This window comes from Kluyvera sp. STS39-E (assembly GCF_040932435.1).
In the GTDB taxonomy this organism is placed as follows: domain Bacteria; phylum Pseudomonadota; class Gammaproteobacteria; order Enterobacterales; family Enterobacteriaceae; genus Kluyvera.
Genome location: NZ_JBFQGA010000003.1, coordinates 31,431 through 52,898 on the forward strand (window position 1 = coordinate 31,431; position 21,468 = coordinate 52,898).

Here is a 21,468-nt window from a genome sequence, read left to right on the forward strand (position 1 = left end):
TTTTTTGTCTCTAGCGTGCGTTTATGACGGTGCTACGTAAGCGCCAGGTTTCACTGATGCGAATAGCCAATGCAATCAGACCGCTTAGTGTTGCCAGCGCTACCACACCTTCCCAACCGGCTAGCCCGTAGATTTGCGTACCGAGCACTGACCCCAGCGACATGCCAATAAAGACACCGGTAAACAGCAGGGCGTTAAGGCGACCGCGCGCCTGCGGTTCGAGGCTATATACCAGATTCTGATGAGAAACCAAGCTTGACTGCAAGCCGAGGTCAAAGCCAACGGCGGAGACGGCGATCAGCACCAGCTGTGCTGTCGGCGGTAGCACGGGCAGCAGGAACATCAGAGCAAACGACGCGCTGACCAGCGCAGCCCCGAGCTGAGTCACTTTCTCGGCTCCCACTTTATCCGCCAGACTACCGGCCAACGGAGCGGCCAGTGCGCCAGCGGCTCCCGCAATACCAAAGCCTCCCGCCACGGCGCTGCCCATGTGATAGTGTTCCGCGAGCATTACGGCCAGGGTTGACCAAAATGCACTAAACGCGATGGAGAGAAAACCTTGTGCCATTGCGGCGCGACGCAGCGTTGGATAGCGACGCCACAGGTCCACCATCGACATCATCAGCGACGGGTAACGCAGCTCAGAGTGGGCTTGGAAGCGCGGCAACACCCGCCACATCACGGCGGCAATCAGAATGATACTGATGGCTGCGGCTTGATACATGACACGCCAGCCGAACAGTTCACCCACTACGCCGCTCACGGTGCGCGACAGCAGGATCCCCAGCAGTAAACCGGTCATTACCGTGCCCACCATTTTTCCCTGTTTACCCGCAGGCGCTAAAATAGCGGCGGCCGGAACAATATCCTGCGCCATGGTGGCGGCCATCCCAATCAGCAGGCTCACCGCAAGCAGCGAGTGGAACTGTTGGGTCAGGCTGTAGATGAGCAGCAGTGTTGCCAGCGACAGGCTTTTCACCAGAATCAGCGTACGGCGGTCGTAGCGGTCGCCCAGCGGCAGCAGGAATAAAATGCCCAGCGCATAACCGGCCTGCGTCAGCGTTGGAATAAGGCCCATCCCTTCAACGCTTAAGTTTAATGTTGCCCCCATCAGCGGCAAAAGGGGCTGTGCATAGTAGATGGCGGCGACACTAAAGCCTGCGCCCAGAGCCAGAATAAAAATCAACAGACCGGCGGTCTGCGATGAAGTGTTCGATGTTGTCATGAGTTCATCCTCAACGGTGTATGGCGGGCATTTTCCGCGTCTTCGGGGTGGAGCGGTAGCCGCCATGGTGGTAAAACAGTTATACGTTTGACGTATAGGCAGTAAGAAGATGAAAAGAAATGAGCGTATAGACCGCGTCGAGCTGATGCGAACCTTTATTCGCATTGTTGAGTCGGGATCGCTGTCCGCCGCCGCTCGGCAGATGGAAACCACTCAGGCGACAATCAGCCGCCGTTTGCAATCGCTAGAAGAGATGCTCGGCGCGAAGCTGCTGTTGCGTTCAACCCACGCGATGAAGCTCACCGATGATGGCGAACGCTGTTATCAACATGCTCGTCAGGTGGTGGCATCGTGGCTGGCACTGGAAGATTCGTTGCAGTTAAGCGATGAGCAACCGGTGGGCACGCTGCGCGTACGGGCACCCCACGCGTTTGGGCAGCAGCAGTTACTTATGCCGCTGGTGGGATTTTTAGCGCGATATCCGCAGCTGTCCGTGGAGTGGATGCTGCACGACAAAGCCGTTGATTTTATCAGCGATAACATAGACTGTGCGATCCGCGTGGGTGCTGACGTTGATCCTGCGACCGTTTCGGTACTGTTGGCGGAGGTGCCGCGCTGCATTATCGCGTCCCCTGAACTGCTGAGCCGTTTCCCCGATGTGGTAGGCCCTGAGTCATTATCGCCGCTGCCGTGGATTGCCATCAGTACGTTTTATCAGCATGAGGTTGTGCTGCGCCATGCTGATAATGAGCAGACGACGAGCGTCGCGATAGCCTCGCGGTTGAGCACCGACAGCTTGTATGTGGCAAAAAACGCCGCGCTGGCGGGCGTAGGCGTGGCGGTGGTATCTAGCTGGACCGTCGAGGAGGAGCTCGCTAATGGCACGTTGGTTGAACTCTTACCGCAATGGCAGGCGGCACCGCTGCCGGTGCACTTGGTGTATCCGTGGGCGCGCTACTACCCGGTACGTCTGCGAAAGTTTCTCGATCTGATGCGCGAGGTCATGCCACAAATTGCTGGGATGAGACAGCCTGAACGCAGCTGATTGCCCGGTGGCGCTGCGCTTACCGGGCATACTCTCGTCCCGTAGGCCGGATAAGCGCAGCGCCATCCGGCAGCGTCGCAGCGCGAATATAACAAATCGCAGGCAAAAAAAATCGGCCACAAGGGCCGATTTTTATCACGCATATTTCGGGTTATTCGACCGATTGTGGGCGCGTTGGTCCAGACGTTGCGGTATGCGTTGCGCTATGACCACCTGCGGAGCCTTTTCCTTCGAAGCCGAAGGATGGGCGAACCCAATCGCTGTTACGCGGTGCTTCAGCAACATAGTCTGGCGCTGGTGCACGCGTCATTGGCGCAGTGGCGTGGTGAGCGGCAACGGTTTCCGCGACAGGTGCATCAACAACCGGTTTCGCTGCCACAGGCTCTGCCACCACTGGCGCTTCAACCACCGGTTTTTCAGCTTCTGGCGCTGGTGCAACAGGAGCTTCAACCACAGGCGCGGCCTCAACGGCAGCTTCAACAGCAACCGGTGCTTCGACGTCGACTTCCTCAGCCTTCACCTCAGCGTCAGCAGACTCAGCGGTAGGCTGCTCTTGCGCTTCAACAACTACAGGCGCTTGCGCGACAACCGGAGCTGGTGCTTCTTCCTGTACTGGCGTCGTCTCTTCCGCGGTTGCAGTGACAGCATCTGCTGACTGAACCGGTGCTTCAACAGCGACTGGCTCGGCGACAGCAACCGGTGCAACGATTTGCTCTACGCTTTCAATCACGTCTGGCTGCTCAATCAGTTCCTGCTCAACCGGTGCGTCTACGACAGTTTGGTCCTGTACCGGTGTCACTGGGTAGCGGATCCACACTTTACCGGAAGCCATTTCAGGCGATGCACAGGCTACGGCCAGCGGCATTGGTGATTGCGTTGGGTAACGCTCATCACGATAACGACGGCGACGCTGACCGCTTACGCGCAGGTGGCGAGGGGAGCGGCGTGAACGACGTGGCATACCGTTGTTATCACGGGCTTCACCGTTGTCATCCTGTTCAGCTTGCGCTGGAGCTGGAGCTGGAGCATCAACCACGGCCGGCAGGTCAACTTTCGCCAGTGCAGTGCGCGGTGCTTCCTGTTGCGGTTCATCGGCAACGAACTCACGAGCGGCAGTCTGCTCTGGGGTTTCGATACGGACTTTCTGCGACAGTTGACGCGGCTTGCGACGCGGCATGTTCTGTACGCGATCTTCCGGTGCGGCTTCCTGGGCAGCAGCTGCAACAACAACTTCTTCGCTGTTCTGCGCTTTAACTTCCTGCTGCGAGTGACGCTTGTCGTCATTACGGCGACGGCTACGCTCGCGGCGTGGTTGTTCGTCACGGGATTTCGCTTTTTCGCTATCATCCACTACGGCAGCGGCTTGCTGGCGATTTTCACGCACTTCGCTTGACTGCTGTGGTTTCTCACGGCGGTTACGGCGGTTATCCTCGCGACCTTCACGGCCTTCGCGTGGCTCACGGCCTTCAGCATTCTCGTTACGGTCGTTACGATCATTACGGTCGTTACGACGGTCGCTGCGGTCATTACGATCGCGACGATTGTTCTGACGTGGCTTACGGCGTTCCTGCTGACGTTCAGGCTTCGCTTGCTGCTGTTTTTCAGGCTGGGCCTCAACGGTTTCTTCCGGAGAACCGGCAAACAGGTTTTTCAGCGCAGCAAAGAAGCGGCTTACAAGGCCCGGTGCTGCAGCGGTAGCAACGGCAGGGGCTTTTGTTTTAGTCGCAGGGGCGACAGAGCTGACGGCCGCCGGTTCTGGCGGAACTTCCGGCATGACGAAGGTTGCCAATGCAGGTTGCTCAGGCATTTTGCGCTCGGCAACTTCTTCATCGACCGGCAGCGCCATTTCTTCTTCGTGCAGCTTCGGCAGCAGATAGCTCAGCGTGGTGGTCTCTTCGCCTTTACGCACGCGCAGTACGGAGTAGTGCGGCGTTTCCATCTGGTCGTTTGGCACGATAATGCAGCGCACGTCGGTCTGACGAGCTTCAATCGCCGTTACCGCCGCACGTTTTTCGTTCAGCAGGTAGGAGGCAATTGGCACAGGGACAATTGCATGAACCTCTTTGGTGTTCTCTTTCAGCGCTTCTTCTTCAATCAGACGCAGAATAGACAGCGACAGCGATTCGTTATCACGCACGGTGCCGGTGCCGGAACAGCGCGGGCAGACATGGTGGCTGGATTCACCAAGCGATGGGCTCAGACGCTGACGAGACATCTCCAGCAGACCAAATCGAGAGATGTGGCTAATCTGGATACGTGCACGATCTTGACGCACCGCTTCACGCAGACGGTTTTCTACCGCGCGCTGGTGGCGAACCGGTGTCATGTCGATGAAGTCGATAACAATCAGGCCACCGAGGTCACGCAGACGCAGCTGACGGGCGATTTCATCGGCCGCTTCAAGGTTGGTGTTGAACGCAGTCTCTTCGATATCACCGCCGCGAGTTGCGCGCGCGGAGTTAATATCGATAGCGGTCAGCGCTTCAGTGCTATCGATAACGATAGAGCCGCCTGACGGCAGACGCACTTCACGCTGGAAAGCGGATTCAATCTGCGATTCAATTTGGTAGTGGCTGAACAGCGGGATTTCACCGGTGTACAGTTTGATTTTGCTGCTGAAATCCGGACGACCCAGCGCAGAAATGTGCTGACGCGCCATCTCCATGACTTTCGGGTTGTCGATAAGGATTTCGCCAATATCTTGGCGCAGGTAGTCGCGGAAGGCGCGAACGATAACGTTGCTTTCCTGGTGAATCAGGAACGGAGCAGGGCGGCTTTCGGCAGCTTTCTGGATAGCTTCCCAGTGCTTCATGCGGAAACTTAAATCCCACTGTAGCGCTTCGGCGGATTTACCCACGCCAGCGGTACGTACGATTAAGCCCATGCCGTCTGGCAGTTCAAGGCTTGCCAGCGCTTCTTTCAGTTCGGTGCGGTCATCACCTTCGATGCGACGAGAAATACCGCCGGCACGTGGGTTGTTTGGCATCAGCACCAAGTAACTGCCTGCCAGGCTGATAAAGGTAGTCAGTGCAGCACCTTTGTTGCCGCGCTCTTCTTTATCAATCTGAACGATGACTTCCTGACCTTCACGCAGAACGTCTTTGATGTTTGGACGACCGTGTGAGTTGTAATTCGCTGGGAAGTATTCGCGAGCAATTTCTTTGAGGGGGAGGAAACCATGACGCTCGGCGCCGTAATCAACAAACGCGGCTTCGAGACTTGGTTCGATACGGGTAATTTTGCCTTTGTAGATGTTCGCTTTTTTCTGTTCGTGTCCTGGGCTTTCAATATCCAGATCGTACAGACGCTGCCCATCCACGAGAGCGACACGCAACTCTTCTTGCTGAGTTGCGTTGATTAACATTCTTTTCATCGTAACTTACTCATTATTCTTACATTGACGACTAAGCTGCGAGCAGAGTATTGCCTTTCCGGGGTAAACCGATGGCCTCGTGACTATTCACGTCGCCAACCTCACGGTTGTCGCTCGTTTAAGAGGCGCAGAGTGTCGGTAGCCTGTGTTTCAAACGGAACCACAGCGCAATTATTTGGGGAACAACCTGGGATAACTCTCCAGAGAAGATTCCATTTATACTCGTCATCTTTTAGAGGGTAGAGGTCTTAGCATCTTACTGACGTAAGTACGGGTGTTTCCCGTTACGCTTTCTGTCTATCATCTAAAATTCGTACAGTATATGTACCGGTAAGGACTGCAACCCGCAGCCCGCTAACTGTTTGAAAGATCAATACGTCTTACGCCATTGCTGCGTGGATGATCAAGCAAACAAAATTGGTCTTTCCGTAAATATCCTTGTTATTTCAGGTTCAACACGGAAAACAGCTTCATTATTCCTTGCTAACCTGCTTATAGCAAGATGACTTTCACCTTTTATCACCCGGTTACTCACAGTTTCTTCACCAGTCCATTGAGATTGTTCTAATAACAAACAATTCACGGTGGGAAGCACCATAGAGAAAACAGGTCATGCTAAATATAAGCATATAAAAATGAGTGGCGCTATTGAGCGGGGGTATTTAGAATCGCGCACCATGAAAACTGAGACTCCAACCGTAAAAATGATTGCCATTAGCGCTGATGAAGCCGGGCAACGAATTGATAACTTTTTGCGCACCCAGCTTAAGGGCGTGCCGAAGAGTATGATTTACCGCATCCTGCGCAAAGGCGAAGTGCGGGTGAACAAGAAACGCGTCAAGCCAGAATACAAGCTGGAAGATGGCGATATCGTTCGTGTTCCACCGGTGCGCGTTGCTGAACGTGAAGAAGATGCGGTTTCTCCGCATCTGCAAAAAGTCGCGGCGCTCAGCGAGGTTATTCTCTATGAAGATGACCATATCCTCGTGCTCAATAAACCCTCGGGCACCGCGGTTCACGGTGGCAGCGGATTAAGCTTCGGTGTTATTGAAGGGCTGCGAGCGCTGCGTCCGGAAGCCCGCTTCTTGGAACTGGTTCATCGTCTTGACCGCGACACCTCCGGCGTTCTGCTGGTGGCGAAGAAGCGCTCTGCGCTGCGTTCGCTGCATGAGCAGTTGCGTGAAAAGGGGATGCAGAAAGATTATCTGGCGTTGGTTCGCGGACAGTGGCAGTCGCATGTTAAGAGCGTGCAGGCACCGCTGTTGAAAAATATACTGCAGAGCGGCGAACGTATTGTCCGCGTTAGTCAGGAAGGCAAGCCGTCGGAAACCCGCTTTAAAGTGGAAGAGCGCTACACCCACGCCACGCTGGTGCGCTGCAGCCCGGTAACCGGACGTACGCACCAGATTCGTGTGCATACGCTGCATGCTGGGCATCCTATCGCTTTTGACGATCGTTACGGCGACCGCGAATTTGATAAGCAACTGGCGGGAACCGGGCTTAATCGTCTGTTCCTGCATGCCGCAGCGCTGAAATTCACGCATCCGGGAACTGGTGAAGTGATGCGCGTTGAAGCGCCGATGGATAACGTGCTTAAGCGTTGCCTTCAGGTGTTGCGTAACCAGAAGTAAATGCGAAACGGGCCAGATGGCCCGTTTTTTTACGCCATTTCGCGCAGCCGAACGGCTACGCTTTTCTCTTTGATGGGCAGATTGACCAGCGCGGCCAGCAGGGCCAACGCAATATCGACATACCACACCCACGTTAAATTCCCTTCGTACTGCATCGCGACACCGCCGAGCCAGGCCCCGAAAAAGGCGCCAATTTGGTGGGTAAACAGCGTAAAACCAAACAGCGTCGCCAGATAGCGGGTGCCAAATAACTTACCGATAATCCCGGCGGTGGGCGGCACCGTGGCAAGCCAGGTAAAACCAATGGCGCAGGCGAAAATGTAGAACGCCGTTTCTGACTTTGATGATAGTAGGAACAGAGCAATCATCACCGCGCGTGAGGCATAAAGCACCGCCAGAATGTATTTCATGGGGTAACGTTTACCGAGGAAGCCCGCCGCGATACTGCCCGCAATATTGCAAAGCCCGATTAGCGACAGGCTAATGGCGGGAACGGTGGCATCGTGGCCGCACAGTGCGGCTTCTGTTGGTAGATGGGTGGTTAGAAACGCCACGTGAAAACCACAGGTCAGAAAACCTGCGTGCAGCAAGAGGTAGTTCGGATTACGAAAGGCCAAGGCTATCTGCTGTTTTAGCCCGCTTTCCGTGGCGGTGCTGGCGGCGGTGGGGGCGTCAGCCATTAGAGCCTGGCGTTTATCGTCCCGGCACAACAACCATGATGGAAATATCGTCGCCAGCGCCGCTATAGCAAGAAAACCCAGACCTGAAGCCATCCCGCGTAGGCTAATGATGACCTGCACCAATGGGGCGAAGAGAAACTGGCCAACCGAGCCTCCAGCGTTGATGATGCCGCTCGCCATAGATCCTTTGTCGGGCGGCATACGGCTAGCAACCACACCAATCAATACCGAAAAGCTGCCGGCCGCTGCGCCTGCTGGGCTTAGCAGCCCCTGAGCAAGGGTTAAAGGTAAAAACGACGAGGCCCACAACGTCCCGAGCTGGCCGAGCGCAATCAACAGCGCGCCTATCACGAGGACGCTGAACGCGCTGCGTTTATCTGCCCACGCGCCAAACAGCGGCTGGAATGCGCCCCACATCAGTTGGCCAATAGCTAGCGCCATACTGATTTCGGCAATGGTCATGGTGGTTTCCATCACGATGGGGTGGATAAATAGCCCGACGGTTTGACGGATACCCATGGTGATCATCAAGATCACGCTGGCGAGTGTAATAGGGAGCCATAGGGAAGAAGAGGATTGCGATGAGGCGCTCACGGAGCTGTCCTGTCGTCATGATGATTTGTGACAAGAGAGTAACTAGAGCGACATAAAAAATCTACGTGGCTCAGCCCGCAAGGCGCGCGGGCTGAGGACACGGGGTTAGGGTTTCAACCACTTGTCCAGCCAAGGGAACACTTCATCCTGCTGTTGGCGGTAAAATACGTGGCCCAGTGCTGGCCAGCTCTTCGTCACCAGCATATTGTCGGCTTTTTGCGAAGCCCATATCTTGTGTACTTTTACGAAAGCATCATCAACCGCTTTGGCGGGGAAAAGTTTGTCTTGGCCGCCGCTGAAAATCAGCATCGGTTTTGGTGCCGCCATGCTGGCGATGTCTGGGATGTCCATCTTAGCGGGCATGCCAGGGTGCAGCATGTAATAAGCAGACTGCCCACGCAGCACGTTATTGCCCGGGGTCATTAGGCCTTCATAGGTACCAAACCATGAAATCACGGCGGTCGCTGCCACCTTATCGGAGAGCGCGGCTAGCTGCCAGGCCCGGAAGCCGCCCATCGAGAAACCGAGAACGCCGATACGTTGACTATCAACGCTTGGCAGTGAGGCGATAAAATCCACGGTACGCATATCTTCATAGGCCACTTCACCTGCAAGCGAGCGTCCAAGATTGAAATAGTTGCTGGCCAGCGCCTGCTGCTGCTCGTAGACCATTGGCCCGCGTTCACCAAAACCGGGGCTATCGATAACAATGACGGCATAGCCGCGTTTGGCCAGTTCATCGCCGATAAACCGTCCGCTAAAGAATTTATCCGCCCAGGCTTGTGCACTGGCGAGCTGTTCAGCGTTGCCCCACGGCCGAATAAGTTTCTCTTTGCCAATATCAAATTTTGAACCGTGGTCATGGAGTAAGACAATAGCCGGGTGCGGCCCGGATGTTTTTGGCGTCAGCATCAGCGCCGCAATGCGATTATCGTCGGTGATATTGAGGGCTAGCTTTTCAGCAATGTAGCTTCCCCGGTCCTCGCTGGCGATTTTCTGCGCGTCGAAGGGGCGAGTGGCGTTCGGGGTCAGCAGAGCGTGGCGGAAGGTTTGACGAGCATGCTGCAGCCAGTTTTTAAAATCGGGAAAATGACCAGAGAGCCATGAATCCGGATAGTTCATCTGGGTTTTCATCTGCTGCCAACTGGCAGGAAGATTGCCTTCTACAATGCCCTGACGCTGCCAGTCATCCGCAGCATAGCTTTGTGCCGCGGTTAACATTGCCAGCATAAATAATATTTTACTATTGCTACGCATCCTCACTCCTTAAATTAAAACATTGTTTCAATCTTTGTTTTGGAGTTTAGCGGTGACGGAAAAATAAACTGTGATCGCGGAAGGAATAAGCAATATTGTCACCACCGCATGGCTGAACGTTCAATGCGGTGGCGGAATGAGGTTAACCTAATAGCGGGTTAAAATTCTCGTGGCGTAGCATTTTGCAGAGCGCAATTAGCGGTAAACCAATCAAGGTATTTGGGTCTCGCCCTTCAAGACGTTCAAACAGTGCAATGCCTAAACCTTCGCTTTTAAAACTGCCCGCGCAGTTCAAAGGGCTCTCTTTGCGAATGTAAACGTCTATTTCCTGCTCGCTCAGGTGGCGAAAATGGACATCGAAAGGTTCACATTCTGTTTGCAGTTGACCCGTGCCTGAGTGATAAAGCGCCAGTCCGGTATAAAAAGTCACCACGGTGCCGCTGGCCTTTTTTAACTGCAGGCGGGCATTTTCTTCCGTGTGCGGTTTGCCGGTTATTTTACCCTCCAGCACGCAGACTTGATCGGAACCGATTATCAGATGGTTTGGATAACGCGCGGCGAGGGCCTGGGCTTTCGCTTGGGCTAGTCGCAGCACCAGACTACGCGGTGTTTCGCCCGGTAATGCGAGTTCATCTACCTCAGGTGCCGCGCATTCAAACGGCAGCCCAAGCTTCTCTAAGAGCATTTTGCGGTAGGGTGAGGTGGAGGCAAGAATCAATTCAGGCATAATTTTTCAAATAGAGTGTAGCGAATTAGATTCCGACATTTTAAACTATAGGCCGCAATGTGTGCGAATAATTGGCGAAAGGCAACCTGAGGCTGCCTTTTTCTTTGACTCTATGACGCTACAAAGTTAATATGCGCGCCCTATGCAAAACGTAAAATTACCCCTGACTCTCGATCCGGTTCGTACGGCTCAAAAACGCCTTGATTACGCAGGTATCTATTCCCGCGATCAGGTGGAGCGCGTCGCCGCGTCTGTAGTCAGTGTGGACACCGATGTGGAATGCGAGATCTCCTTCGCTATCGATAACCAACGCCTCGCGGTCATTAACGGTGATGCGAAGGTGACGGTATCGCTGGAATGTCAGCGTTGCGGGAAGTCGTTTACCCATCATGTTCACACAACGTATTGTTTTAGTCCGGTCAAAAATGATGACCAGATTGAAGCACTCCCGGAAGCGTATGAGCCGATTCAGGTTAACGAATTCGGTGAAATCGATCTGCAGGCGTTGGTCGAAGATGAAATCATCCTCGCCTTGCCGGTAGTTCCGGTGCATGATTCTGAACACTGTGAAGTGTCCGAGGCGGACATGGTCTTTGGTGAATTGCCTGAAGAGGCACAGAAGCCAAACCCATTTGCCGTATTAGCCAGCTTAAAGCAAAAGTAATTGAGGAGTAAGGTCCATGGCCGTACAACAGAATAAACCAACCCGTTCCAAACGTGGCATGCGTCGTTCCCATGACGCTCTGACCGCAGCAAATCTGTCCGTAGACAAAACCTCCGGTGAGAAGCACCTGCGTCACCACATCACTGCCGACGGTTTCTACCGTGGCCGTAAGGTTATCGCTAAGTAATCACGCCTTACTCGGGGATTTCTCATCTTTGATGTGAAAGACGAAGAGTACAAGCGTGGTGAAGCTTAGTGAGGATTTCCCCGGGCAACTGGGGAAACACCAAACCGAGCGGCGACGATACCTTGACACGTCTAACCCTGGCGTTAGATGTCATGGGGGGCGATTTTGGCCCTACCGTGACAGTGCCTGCAGCTTTGCAGGCACTGGATTCTAATTCGCAACTCTCACTTCTATTAGTCGGCAATCCCGACGACATTACGCCATTACTCGCCAAAGCTGACTTTGAACAACGTTCGCGTTTGCAGATAATCCCTGCCCAGTCGGTTATTGCCAGTGATGAACGGCCTTCGCACGCTATCCGCCATAGTCGCGGAAGTTCAATGCGTGTGGCCCTTGAGATGGTAAAAGAAGGACGGGCTGAGGCCTGTGTCAGCGCGGGGAACACCGGTGCGCTGATGGGGCTGGCGAAATTATTACTCAAACCCATTCAGGGGATTGAGCGCCCGGCGCTAGTGACGGTGTTACCGCATCAGCAAAAGGGGAAAACGGTGGTGCTGGATCTCGGCGCTAACGTGGATTGTGACAGTACCATGCTGGTGCAGTTTGCCGTCATGGGTTCGGTGATGGCGGAGGACGTGCTCGGGATTACCAATCCGCGGGTGGCGTTGCTCAACATCGGCGAAGAAGAAATTAAGGGGCATGATAGTATTCGTGATGCCTCATTAATGCTAAAAAAAATCTCTTCCCTCAACTATATCGGCTATCTTGAAGCCAACGAATTGTTGACGGGTAAGACCGATGTTTTAGTGTGTGATGGTTTTACCGGTAACGTCACCTTAAAGACGATGGAAGGGGTGGTCAGAGTGTTCCTTTCTTTGCTGAAATCGCAAAGTGAGGGTAAAAAACGGTCGTGGTGGCTGATTATATTAAAGCGTTGGTTACAAAAAAGCCTGACAAGGCGATTCAGTCACCTCAACCCCGACCAGTATAATGGCGCCTGTCTGTTAGGATTACGCGGCACGGTGATTAAGAGTCATGGTGCTGCCAATCAGCGAGCTTTTGCCGTCGCGATTGAACAGGCAGTGCAGGCGGTGCAGCGACAAGTTCCCAAGAGAATTGCCGCTCGCCTGGAATCCGTATACCCCGCAGGGTTTGACGTACTGGAAGATGGCAAACAGTAAAGCCAGCTTCGCAGCGGTCGAATAGTGCGGCTATATTAGCGAAAAGTGACTGAGCGTACATGTATACGAAGATTATTGGTACCGGCAGCTATCTGCCTGAGCAGGTGCGGACTAACGCCGATCTGGAGAAAATGGTTGATACCACCGACGAGTGGATTGTCACCCGTACAGGTATTCGCGAACGTCGTATCGCGGGCCCTGATGAAAACGTGTCTACGCTGGGTTACGAAGCGGCAAAACGCGCGCTAGAAATGGCGGGTATTGAGGCAAGCGAACTGGGGCTGATTGTGGTTGCCACCACTTCTGCGACCCACGCGTTCCCAAGCGCTGCCTGCCAGATTCAAGATATGTTGGGCGTGAAAGGCGCTCCAGCATTTGACGTCGCCGCCGCGTGTGCCGGTTTTACCTATGCACTGAGCGTAGCCGATCTGTACGTGAAAACGGGCGCAGTGAAGTACGCGTTGGTTGTGGGTGCCGATACGCTGGCGCGTACCTGCGATCCTACCGATCGTGGCACGATCATTATCTTCGGTGACGGTGCTGGCGCCGTGGTACTTGGTGCATCCGAAGAGCAGGGTATCATCTCTACCCATCTGCATGCAGATGGGAGCTACGGTAAGCTGCTAACGCTGCCGAACGCCGATCGCGTTAACCCGGAAAACTCTATCCATCTGACGATGGCGGGTAACGAAGTCTTTAAAGTCGCGGTCACTGAGCTGGCGCACATCGTTGATGAAACGCTGGCGGCCAATAACCTCGACCGTTCTGAACTGGACTGGCTGGTGCCACACCAGGCGAATTTACGTATTATCAGCGCGACCGCGAAGAAGCTCGGTATGTCGATGGACAATGTGGTGGTGACGCTCGATCGTCACGGTAACACCTCGGCCGCTTCCGTACCGTGCGCATTTGACGAAGCCGTCCGCGATGGCCGCATTAAACGCGGTCAACTGGTGCTGCTGGAAGCCTTTGGTGGCGGTTTCACTTGGGGCTCCGCGCTGGTTCGTTTTTAAGTACAAGGATAAAAAAATGACGCAATTCGCTTTTGTGTTCCCGGGTCAGGGTTCTCAAGCGGTAGGCATGTTGTCTGAACTGGCAGCAACCTATCCGGTTATTGAAGAGACTTTTCATGAAGCCTCTGCAGCACTGGGCTACGATCTGTGGGCGTTAACCCAACAGGGCCCGGCTGAAGAACTGAACAAAACCTGGCAGACCCAGCCTGCGTTGCTGACTGCATCCGTTGCGCTGTATCGTCTGTGGCAGCAGCAGGGCGGTAAAGCACCTGCGATGCTGGCAGGCCATAGCCTTGGCGAATACTCTGCGCTGGTTTGCGCAGGCGTAATCGCATTTGCTGATGCGGTACGTTTGGTTGAAATGCGTGGCAAATTCATGCAAGAAGCGGTACCGGAAGGCACTGGCGGCATGTCTGCTATCATTGGTCTGGATGATGCTTCTATCGCAAAAGCGTGTGAAGAATCTGCCGAAGGCCAAGTTGTTTCTCCGGTTAACTTCAACTCGCCGGGCCAAGTCGTTATCGCAGGTCACAAAGAAGCGGTTGAACGCGCGGGCGCTGCTTGTAAAGCGGCGGGCGCTAAGCGTGCACTGCCACTGCCAGTGAGCGTGCCATCCCACTGTGCGCTGATGAAGCCTGCGGCGGAAAAACTGGCCGTTGAACTGCAAAAAATCACCTTCTCCGCACCGACCATTCCTGTTGTGAATAACGTCGATGTGAAGTGCGAAACCGAAGCCAACGCGATCCGCGATGCGCTGGTTCGCCAACTGTACAGCCCGGTTCAGTGGACCAAAACCGTCGAGTTTATGGCATCCCAGGGCGTAGAGCACCTGTATGAAGTTGGCCCGGGTAAAGTCCTGACCGGTCTGACCAAACGTATTGTAGATACCCTGACTGCGTCGGCGATTAATGAGCCTACCGCGCTGTCAGCGGCACTTGCGCAATAAAAGAGGAAAGCATGAGCTTCGAAGGTAAAATTGCACTGGTAACGGGTGCAAGCCGCGGTATTGGCCGCGCAATCGCTGAAACACTCGCCGCTCGCGGCGCAAAAGTTATCGGCACTGCGACCAGCGAAAACGGTGCGCAGGCGATTAGCGAATACTTGGGTGCGAACGGCAAAGGTCTGATGTTGAATGTGACCGATCCAGCATCTATTGAATCTGTTCTGGAAAAAATTCGTGCGGAATTTGGTGAAGTCGACATTCTGGTTAATAATGCCGGGATTACTCGTGATAACCTGTTAATGCGCATGAAAGATGACGAGTGGAACGATATCATCGAAACCAACCTGTCATCTGTTTTCCGTCTGTCAAAAGCGGTAATGCGCGCTATGATGAAAAAGCGTCATGGGCGTATTATCACTGTCGGTTCTGTGGTTGGTACCATGGGAAATGCAGGTCAGGCAAACTACGCTGCGGCGAAAGCGGGTCTGATCGGCTTCAGTAAATCACTGGCGCGTGAAATTGCGTCACGCGGTATTACTGTAAACGTTGTTGCGCCGGGCTTTATTGAAACGGACATGACGCGTGCGCTGACTGATGAGCAGCGTGCGGGTACGCTGGCAGCAGTTCCTGCGGGGCGCCTTGGTTCCCCAAATGAAATCGCTAGCGCGGTGGCATTTTTAGCCTCCGACGAAGCAAGTTACATCACTGGTGAAACGTTGCACGTTAACGGCGGGATGTATATGGTCTGACCGTGTTTTGCACAAAGTGCTCAGACAACGGGCAATCTACGTATGTCTGAGTATGATTAGTGCAAAATCATTTGCGTTATGAGGGCAAACACCCTCAAAATAGCGTAAAATCGTGGTATGACCTGCCGGGATTTAGTTGCAAATTTTTCAACATTTTATACACTACGAAAACCATCGCGAAAGCGAGTTTTGATAGGAAATTTAAGAGTATGAGCACTATCGAAGAACGCGTTAAGAAAATCATCGGCGAACAGCTGGGCGTTAAGCAGGAAGAAGTGACCAACAATGCTTCCTTCGTTGAAGACCTGGGCGCAGATTCTCTTGACACCGTTGAGCTGGTAATGGCTCTGGAAGAAGAGTTTGATACTGAGATTCCGGACGAAGAAGCTGAGAAAATTACTACTGTTCAGGCTGCCATTGATTACATCAACGGTCACCAGGCGTAAGTGAACATCTCCAGGCGGTCATTCGACCGCCTGAGTTTTATCTTTTTCTCCCTTAAGAATCTATTTTATCCCTCCCTGGAGGACAAACGTGTCTAAGCGTCGTGTAGTTGTGACCGGACTGGGCATGTTGTCTCCTGTCGGCAATACCGTAGAGTCTACCTGGAAAGCTCTCCTTGCCGGTCAGAGTGGCATCAGCCTGATCGACCATTTCGATACTAGCGCCTATGCAACAAAATTTGCTGGCTTAGTAAAGGATTTTAACTGTGATGACATTATCTCGCGCAAAGAACAGCGCAAGATGGATGCCTTCATTCAATATGGAATTGTTGCAGGCTGGCAGGCCATGCAGGATTCTGGCCTCGAGATTACGGAAGAGAACGCTCACCGTATTGGCGCCGCTATCGGCTCCGGTATTGGCGGACTCGGTCTTATCGAAGAAAACCATGCCTCTTTGGTGAATGGTGGCCCGCGTAAGATCAGCCCGTTCTTCGTTCCATCAACCATTGTTAACATGGTGGCAGGTCATCTCACCATCATGTTCGGTTTGCGTGGTCCAAGCATCTCTATCGCCACCGCTTGTACTTCCGGTGTGCATAACATCGGCCAAGCAGCACGCATGATCGCTTATGGCGACGCGGATGCGATGGTTGCTGGTGGTGCAGAAAAAGCCAGTACCCCGCTGGGCGTGGGTGGCTTTGGTGCTGCGCGCGCGCTGTCTACTCGCAACGATAATCCGCAGGCGGCAAGCCGTCCTTGGGATAAAGACCGTGATGGCTTCGTGCTGGGTGACGGTGCGGGTATGGTCGTGCTGGAAGAGTACGAACACGCGAAAAAACGCGGCGCGAAAATTTATGCAGAAGTCGTTGGCTTCGGCATGAGTAGCGACGCTTACCACATGACTTCACCGCCGGAAAACGGTGCGGGTGCTGCGCTGGCGATGGTTAACGCCCTGCGTGACGCGGGTCTTGAAGCGGGCCAGATTGGCTACGTGAATGCCCACGGTACCTCAACGCCTGCTGGCGACAAAGCAGAAACTCAGGCCGTTAAGTCTGTGTTTGGCGATGCCGCAAGCCGTGTGATGGTCAGCTCCACCAAGTCAATGACCGGTCACCTGCTGGGTGCCGCTGGTGCAGTAGAGTCTATCTACTCCATCCTGGCGCTGCGCGATCAGGCCATTCCACCAACCATCAACCTCGATAACCCGGATGAAGGTTGTGACCTGGACTTCGTGCCTCATGAAGCGCGTCAGGTTAGCGGATTGGAGTATGCCCTGTGTAACTCCTTCGGCTTTGGTGGTACCAACGGTTCACTGATCTTTAAAAAGATCTGAGCCTGATTATCCGCTAGCCCTTACGCTGTCGGATAACGCCGTGATTAAGGCCCGCATGTCGGGCCTTTTTTATTCGGCTTTCTCTGCTTGTTCAATGCGTTCCATCTTGCGAAACTACCCGCCCATCAGTAAGGAGCCGCTATGTTCTTAATTAATGGCCTCGAGCAAAACACTCTTGCGGTAAATGACCGTGCGACGCAGTTTGGTGACGGTAGTTTCACTACGGCGCGTATCGTTGACGGGCGGGTTATGATGCTTGCCGCCCATATTGATCGCCTACAGCAGGCCTGTTCACGCCTTTCAATTACGTTTAACGACTGGCAGCTTTTGGCGCAAGAAATGTCATCGCTGGCTGTTTTGCAAGGGCACGGCGTCCTTAAAGTGATTATCAGCCGTGGAGCAGGGGGAAGGGGCTACAGCGGCAGCGCCTGCCATTCGCCCACCCGCATTCTCGCCACTTCGGCGATGCCAGACCACTATACTCAATGGAAAGCGACGGGGATTACCCTTGCGCTGAGTCCCGTGACGCTGGGGCGTAATCCGTATCTTGCCGGAATAAAACACCTCAACCGTCTTGAGCAGGTGCTGATTCGTTCTCATCTTGAACAGACAAACGCCGATGAGGCCCTTGTTCTTGACAGTGACGGGTGGCTTACGGAATGCTGTGCCGCAAATTTATTCTGGCGTTGCGGACAGGACGTGTTCACGCCGCGCCTCGACAGCGCTGGGGTCAACGGCGTAATGCGCCAGTTTATTATGGCAAGCTTGGCACGCTCGTCTTATCGCGTTGTCGAAGTTAACGTGCGGCCTGAGGCGATAAGCCAGGCCGACGAAGTTGTGATTTGTAATGCGTTGATGCCGATAGTACCCGTTCAGCGCTATGCGGAGCAGCAGTGGCCTGCCCGCGAACTCTATCAATTTTTAGCCCCACTTTGTGAGTCGTCTGATTAGCATGAAAAGAATGTTACGCTTTGTCTTGTTAGTAATCATCGTCCTCGGCATTGCTGCCGGCGTGGGCATGTGGAAAGTTCGGCAGCTGGCTGACAGCGCGCTGCTGATTAAAGACGAAACCATCTTCACGCTGAAACCTGGCACGGGTCGTCTGGCGCTTGGCAACCAGCTGTATGCGGAAAAAGTGCTGAACCGTCCGCGGGTGTTCCAGTGGCTGCTGCGTTTAGAGCCCGAGCTTTCACACTTTAAGGCGGGGACTTACCGTCTTACGCCGCAAATGACCGTTCGCGAGATGCTACAGCTGTTGGCGAGCGGCAAAGAGGCGCAGTTCCCGCTGCGTTTTGTCGAAGGCATGCGTTTAAGTGACTATCTCAAACAGCTGCGCGAGTCGCCGTATATCAAGCACACCCTCAGCGACGATAAGTATGCGACGGTGGCGCAGACGTTAAAATTAGATAACCCGGAATGGGTTGAAGGTTGGTTCTGGCCTGATACTTGGATGTATACCGCCAATACCAGCGACGTGGCGATCCTCAAACGCGCTCATCAAAAAATGGTCGCGCAGGTTGATAAAATCTGGGACGGGCGAGCGGAAAATCTGCCGTATCATGATAAAAATCAGCTGGTCACCATGGCGTCGATCATCGAAAAAGAGACGGCGGTGGCCGAGGAGCGCGATCGTGTCGCCTCGGTGTTTATCAACCGTCTGCGTATTGGTATGCGGCTGCAAACCGACCCGACCGTCATTTATGGCATGGGTGAAAGCTACAATGGCAAGCTCTCACGTAAAGATCTCGAGACGCCAACCGCGTATAATACCTACACCATTTCCGGCATGCCGCCGGGTGCCATTGCCAGTCCGGGCGAAGCGTCATTGAATGCCGCGGCGCATCCGGCAAAAACGCCGTACCTTTATTTTGTTGCGGACGGCAAAGGCGGGCATACGTTTAATACCAATCTTGCGGGCCATAACCGGTCGGTGCAGGAGTATCTGAAAGTGCTAAAGGATAAAAATGCGCAGTAATTACATCGTCATTGAAGGGCTGGAAGGGGCGGGTAAAACAACCGCGCGGGACGTGGTTGTGGAGACGCTGCGCGAGCTTGGCGTCAACGACCTGCTGTTCACCCGTGAACCAGGCGGTACCGTACTGGCCGAAAAGTTGCGGAGCTTGGTGCTGGATATTAAGTCGGTTGGCGATGAAGTGATTACGGATAAAGCCGAAGTGCTGATGTTTTATGCCGCGCGTGTCCAACTCGTTGACAGCATCATAAAACCTGCGCTGGCGAACGGTCAGTGGGTTATTGGCGACCGCCATGACCTTTCCACTCAGGCGTACCAAGGCGGCGGGCGCGGTATCGACAGCCACATGCTGGCTACGTTGCGTGATGCGGTGTTGGGCGACTTTCGTCCCAACCTGACAATTTATCTCGACGTCACGCCGGAAGTGGGCCTCAAACGCGCCCGTGCGCGCGGTGAGCTGGACCGAATTGAACAAGAGTCGTTGAACTTCTTCAATCGTACCCGGGCGCGTTATCTTGAGCTGGCGGCCGCCGACGACAGTATCATCACCATTGATGCCACTCAGTCACTTGAGAAGGTGATGAGCGACATTCGCGCTGCGGTGATCGGCTGGTTTGCGGAGCAGCAGGCATGAAATGGTATCCGTGGTTACGCCCACCGTTTGAGCAGCTTACCGCAAGCTATCAGGCTGGACGGGGTCACCACGCGCTGCTGATTCAGGCGCGCGCGGGAATGGGCGGCGATTCACTTGCTTACGCCATTACCCGTCTGTTGATGTGTCATCAGCCCGACGGCCATAAAAGCTGTGGTCAGTGCCATAGCTGCCAACTGATGCAGGCGGGGACACACCCGGATTATTACGCATTGCAGCCTGAAAAAGGCAAAAGTACCTTGGGTATTGATGCCGTGCGTAGCGTTAATGAAAAACTCTACGAACACGCCCGCTTGGGCGGCGCAAAGGTGGTGTGGATTGCTGACGCCACGCTGCTCACCGAAGCTGCGGCCAATGCGCTGTTAAAAACGCTGGAAGAACCGCCAAAAAATACGTGGTTCTTCTTGGCCTGTGAAGAACCCGCGCGTCTTCTGGCAACCCTGCGTAGTCGCTGCCGTTTCTTCCATTTGGCACCGCCGAGCGAGCAATATGCCTTGGCGTGGCTGGAGCGCGAAGTGACCGCGCCGCGTGACATGCTGCTGACCGCGCTGCGCCTGTGCGATCATGCGCCAGCGGCGGCGTGCGAACTGTTAGCCAAAGAAACATGGGATGCGCGTGAAAAACTGTGTCAGGCGCTAACCAGCAGCTTAAACAGCGGTGACTGGCTGGCGCTTTTGCCGGCGTTGAACCATGATTCAGCGGTACAGCGGCTCCATTGGCTATCCTCGTTGTTGCTTGATGCGCTTAAGCAGCAACAGCGGATCACGCGCCAGACCAACGTCGATAATCAGGCACTGGTCAATCAGCTAGCCCTGACGCTGTCGGCTGCACGCCTCCAGGCTATTGCTGCTGATGCCTGTGTTTGCCGCGAACAGTTGCTGAGCGTCACCGGGCTCAATCGTGAATTAATTCTCACCGAGCGCCTACTGCGTTGGGAACAGTATTTGCAACCTGGCGCATTACTGCCAGTACCCCACCTCTAAGAGAGACATTATGTTTTTAGTCGACTCGCACTGCCATCTTGATGGCCTTGATTATCAATCCCTGCATAAAGACGTTAACGACGTGATGGCGAAAGCCGCCGCGCGTGATGTCCGTTTTGCCTTAGCTGTTGCCACCACCTTGCCCGGCTATCGGCAGATGCGTGAGCTAGTAGGCGAACGCCCGGAAGTGGTGTTCTCCTGCGGCGTGCATCCTCTGAATCAGGACGAACCGTACGATGTAGAAGATCTCCGTCGTATGGCGGCAGAAGAGGGCGTCGTGGCAATGGGCGAAACCGGGTTGGATTATTTTTATACTCCGGAAACTAAGCCCCAGCAGCAGCTGTCATTTCGTCAACATATCCAGATAGGCCGTGAGCTGAATAAGCCCGTGATTGTGCACACCCGCGATGCCCGTGCCGATACGTTGGCTATCCTGCAAGAAGAAAAGGTGATGGATTGCGGCGGTGTACTACACTGTTTCACGGAAGATACTGAGACTGCGGGTAAGCTTTTGGATATGGGGTTCTATATCTCTTTTTCGGGGATTGTGACCTTCCGCAACGCGGAACAGCTGCGCGAGGCCGCGCGTTACGTTCCTCTGGACCGACTGCTGGTTGAGACCGACTCTCCTTACTTAGCACCGGTTCCTCATCGTGGCAAAGAGAACCAGCCAGCGATGGTCCGTGACGTTGCAGAATACATGGCTGTATTGAAGGGCGTTAGCATCGAACAGCTGGCGCAACAGACGACGGACAACTTCGCAAACCTCTTCCATATCGATCCCGCCCGCCTGCAATCTTGCTGATTTTTTGGCTT

The 21,468-nt window shown here is 54.2% G+C and carries 20 protein-coding genes; 15 read left to right on the forward strand and 5 right to left on the reverse strand.

Going from position 1 to position 21,468, the window contains the following annotated elements; all coding sequences use genetic code 11:
- Window positions 1–10 precede the first annotated feature (10 nt).
- Window positions 11–1,225 (reverse strand): MFS transporter, encoded by a 1,215-nt coding sequence (locus AB4K05_RS06660; RefSeq protein WP_368479212.1) that lies wholly within the window; start codon window positions 1,223–1,225, stop codon window positions 11–13.
- A gap of 109 nt (window positions 1,226–1,334) precedes the next feature.
- Between AB4K05_RS06660 and AB4K05_RS06665 the strand changes: the two genes are divergently transcribed.
- The gene (locus tag AB4K05_RS06665; protein ID WP_368479213.1) at window positions 1,335–2,270 is read left to right on the forward strand and encodes a LysR family transcriptional regulator; all 936 of its coding nucleotides are present in this window, start codon (window positions 1,335–1,337) and stop codon (window positions 2,268–2,270) included.
- Between the two features lie 151 nt (window positions 2,271–2,421).
- On the opposite strand, the gene rne is transcribed toward AB4K05_RS06665, so the two are convergent.
- Window positions 2,422–5,643, reverse strand: a complete 3,222-nt coding sequence (gene rne, locus AB4K05_RS06670) for a ribonuclease E (RefSeq protein WP_368479214.1) — start codon at window positions 5,641–5,643, stop codon at window positions 2,422–2,424.
- 677 nt (window positions 5,644–6,320) lie between these two features.
- Here rne and rluC point away from each other — a divergent pair.
- A complete protein-coding gene (gene rluC, locus AB4K05_RS06675; RefSeq protein ID WP_368479215.1) occupies window positions 6,321–7,274 on the forward strand; it encodes a 23S rRNA pseudouridine(955/2504/2580) synthase RluC in 954 nt (317 codons plus the stop codon).
- A 29-nt stretch (window positions 7,275–7,303) separates the two neighbouring features.
- On the opposite strand, the gene AB4K05_RS06680 is transcribed toward rluC, so the two are convergent.
- The 3 genes from AB4K05_RS06680 to AB4K05_RS06690 form a co-directional block, all read right to left on the reverse strand.
- Window positions 7,304–8,548, reverse strand: a complete 1,245-nt coding sequence (locus AB4K05_RS06680) for an MFS transporter (protein WP_368479216.1) — start codon at window positions 8,546–8,548, stop codon at window positions 7,304–7,306.
- A gap of 105 nt (window positions 8,549–8,653) precedes the next feature.
- Entirely contained in the window at window positions 8,654–9,778 is a 1,125-nt protein-coding gene (locus AB4K05_RS06685; protein WP_368479709.1) for a dienelactone hydrolase family protein, read from the reverse strand.
- A 169-nt stretch (window positions 9,779–9,947) separates the two neighbouring features.
- The gene (locus AB4K05_RS06690; RefSeq protein ID WP_368479217.1) at window positions 9,948–10,532 is read right to left on the reverse strand and encodes a nucleoside triphosphate pyrophosphatase; all 585 of its coding nucleotides are present in this window, start codon (window positions 10,530–10,532) and stop codon (window positions 9,948–9,950) included.
- Between the two features lie 142 nt (window positions 10,533–10,674).
- On the opposite strand from AB4K05_RS06690, the gene yceD reads away from it, so the two are divergent.
- From yceD to AB4K05_RS06755, 13 genes are all read left to right on the forward strand, one after another.
- Window positions 10,675–11,196: a 23S rRNA accumulation protein YceD gene (gene yceD, locus AB4K05_RS06695; protein WP_368479218.1), complete on the forward strand. Its 522-nt coding sequence runs from the start codon at window positions 10,675–10,677 to the stop codon at window positions 11,194–11,196.
- Window positions 11,197–11,212: 16 nt separating this feature from the next.
- Window positions 11,213–11,383, forward strand: a complete 171-nt coding sequence (gene rpmF / locus AB4K05_RS06700; RefSeq protein WP_052284447.1) for a 50S ribosomal protein L32 — start codon at window positions 11,213–11,215, stop codon at window positions 11,381–11,383.
- A gap of 122 nt (window positions 11,384–11,505) precedes the next feature.
- Window positions 11,506–12,564 (forward strand): phosphate acyltransferase PlsX, encoded by a 1,059-nt coding sequence (gene plsX, locus AB4K05_RS06705; RefSeq protein WP_368479219.1) that lies wholly within the window; start codon window positions 11,506–11,508, stop codon window positions 12,562–12,564.
- A gap of 59 nt (window positions 12,565–12,623) precedes the next feature.
- Window positions 12,624–13,577 (forward strand): beta-ketoacyl-ACP synthase III, encoded by a 954-nt coding sequence (locus AB4K05_RS06710; protein ID WP_368479220.1) that lies wholly within the window; start codon window positions 12,624–12,626, stop codon window positions 13,575–13,577.
- A gap of 16 nt (window positions 13,578–13,593) precedes the next feature.
- On the forward strand, window positions 13,594–14,523 hold the full coding sequence (gene fabD, locus AB4K05_RS06715) for an ACP S-malonyltransferase (protein ID WP_368479221.1): 930 nt from the start codon (window positions 13,594–13,596) through the stop codon (window positions 14,521–14,523).
- An 11-nt stretch (window positions 14,524–14,534) separates the two neighbouring features.
- The gene (fabG, locus tag AB4K05_RS06720; RefSeq protein WP_368479222.1) at window positions 14,535–15,269 is read left to right on the forward strand and encodes a 3-oxoacyl-ACP reductase FabG; all 735 of its coding nucleotides are present in this window, start codon (window positions 14,535–14,537) and stop codon (window positions 15,267–15,269) included.
- A 209-nt stretch (window positions 15,270–15,478) separates the two neighbouring features.
- Window positions 15,479–15,715: an acyl carrier protein gene (acpP, locus tag AB4K05_RS06725; RefSeq protein WP_000103754.1), complete on the forward strand. Its 237-nt coding sequence runs from the start codon at window positions 15,479–15,481 to the stop codon at window positions 15,713–15,715.
- 88 nt (window positions 15,716–15,803) lie between these two features.
- Window positions 15,804–17,045, forward strand: coding sequence for a beta-ketoacyl-ACP synthase II (gene fabF, locus AB4K05_RS06730; protein ID WP_368479223.1), 1,242 nt, complete (start codon window positions 15,804–15,806; stop codon window positions 17,043–17,045).
- 141 nt (window positions 17,046–17,186) lie between these two features.
- Window positions 17,187–17,996, forward strand: coding sequence for an aminodeoxychorismate lyase (gene pabC, locus AB4K05_RS06735; RefSeq protein ID WP_368479224.1), 810 nt, complete (start codon window positions 17,187–17,189; stop codon window positions 17,994–17,996).
- Window position 17,997: 1 nt separating this feature from the next.
- Entirely contained in the window at window positions 17,998–19,020 is a 1,023-nt protein-coding gene (gene yceG / locus AB4K05_RS06740; RefSeq protein ID WP_368479225.1) for a cell division protein YceG, read from the forward strand.
- Window positions 19,010–19,651, forward strand: a complete 642-nt coding sequence (tmk, locus tag AB4K05_RS06745; RefSeq protein ID WP_368479226.1) for a dTMP kinase — start codon at window positions 19,010–19,012, stop codon at window positions 19,649–19,651. Before yceG ends, tmk begins: the two co-directional genes overlap by 11 nt.
- Window positions 19,648–20,652, forward strand: a complete 1,005-nt coding sequence (gene holB, locus AB4K05_RS06750) for a DNA polymerase III subunit delta' (protein ID WP_368479227.1) — start codon at window positions 19,648–19,650, stop codon at window positions 20,650–20,652. Before tmk ends, holB begins: the two co-directional genes overlap by 4 nt.
- A gap of 10 nt (window positions 20,653–20,662) precedes the next feature.
- Window positions 20,663–21,457 carry a metal-dependent hydrolase gene (locus AB4K05_RS06755; RefSeq protein ID WP_368479228.1) on the forward strand — a complete coding sequence of 265 codons (795 nt, stop codon included), beginning with the start codon at window positions 20,663–20,665 and terminating at the stop codon, window positions 21,455–21,457.
- Window positions 21,458–21,468 lie beyond the last annotated feature (11 nt).

What these genes read in the sequence shown, in the direction of transcription:
- pabC (WP_368479224.1), top strand. Translation starts at nt 17,187, where the DNA reads ATGTTCTTAATTAATGGCCTCGAGCAAAACACTCTTGCGGTAAATGAC.
- tmk (WP_368479226.1), top strand. Translation starts at nt 19,010, where the DNA reads ATGCGCAGTAATTACATCGTCATTGAAGGGCTGGAAGGGGCGGGTAAA.
- fabG (WP_368479222.1), top strand. Translation starts at nt 14,535, where the DNA reads ATGAGCTTCGAAGGTAAAATTGCACTGGTAACGGGTGCAAGCCGCGGT.
- fabD (WP_368479221.1), top strand. Translation starts at nt 13,594, where the DNA reads ATGACGCAATTCGCTTTTGTGTTCCCGGGTCAGGGTTCTCAAGCGGTA.
- AB4K05_RS06665 (WP_368479213.1), top strand. Translation starts at nt 1,335, where the DNA reads ATGAAAAGAAATGAGCGTATAGACCGCGTCGAGCTGATGCGAACCTTT.
- AB4K05_RS06660 (WP_368479212.1), bottom strand. Translation starts at nt 1,225, where the DNA reads ATGACAACATCGAACACTTCATCGCAGACCGCCGGTCTGTTGATTTTT.
- acpP (WP_000103754.1), top strand. Translation starts at nt 15,479, where the DNA reads ATGAGCACTATCGAAGAACGCGTTAAGAAAATCATCGGCGAACAGCTG.
- rne (WP_368479214.1), bottom strand. Translation starts at nt 5,643, where the DNA reads ATGAAAAGAATGTTAATCAACGCAACTCAGCAAGAAGAGTTGCGTGTC.
- rluC (WP_368479215.1), top strand. Translation starts at nt 6,321, where the DNA reads ATGAAAACTGAGACTCCAACCGTAAAAATGATTGCCATTAGCGCTGAT.
- yceD (WP_368479218.1), top strand. Translation starts at nt 10,675, where the DNA reads ATGCAAAACGTAAAATTACCCCTGACTCTCGATCCGGTTCGTACGGCT.
- yceG (WP_368479225.1), top strand. Translation starts at nt 17,998, where the DNA reads ATGAAAAGAATGTTACGCTTTGTCTTGTTAGTAATCATCGTCCTCGGC.
- AB4K05_RS06710 (WP_368479220.1), top strand. Translation starts at nt 12,624, where the DNA reads ATGTATACGAAGATTATTGGTACCGGCAGCTATCTGCCTGAGCAGGTG.
- AB4K05_RS06690 (WP_368479217.1), bottom strand. Translation starts at nt 10,532, where the DNA reads ATGCCTGAATTGATTCTTGCCTCCACCTCACCCTACCGCAAAATGCTC.
- holB (WP_368479227.1), top strand. Translation starts at nt 19,648, where the DNA reads ATGAAATGGTATCCGTGGTTACGCCCACCGTTTGAGCAGCTTACCGCA.
- AB4K05_RS06755 (WP_368479228.1), top strand. Translation starts at nt 20,663, where the DNA reads ATGTTTTTAGTCGACTCGCACTGCCATCTTGATGGCCTTGATTATCAA.
- AB4K05_RS06685 (WP_368479709.1), bottom strand. Translation starts at nt 9,778, where the DNA reads ATGCTGGCAATGTTAACCGCGGCACAAAGCTATGCTGCGGATGACTGG.
- rpmF (WP_052284447.1), top strand. Translation starts at nt 11,213, where the DNA reads ATGGCCGTACAACAGAATAAACCAACCCGTTCCAAACGTGGCATGCGT.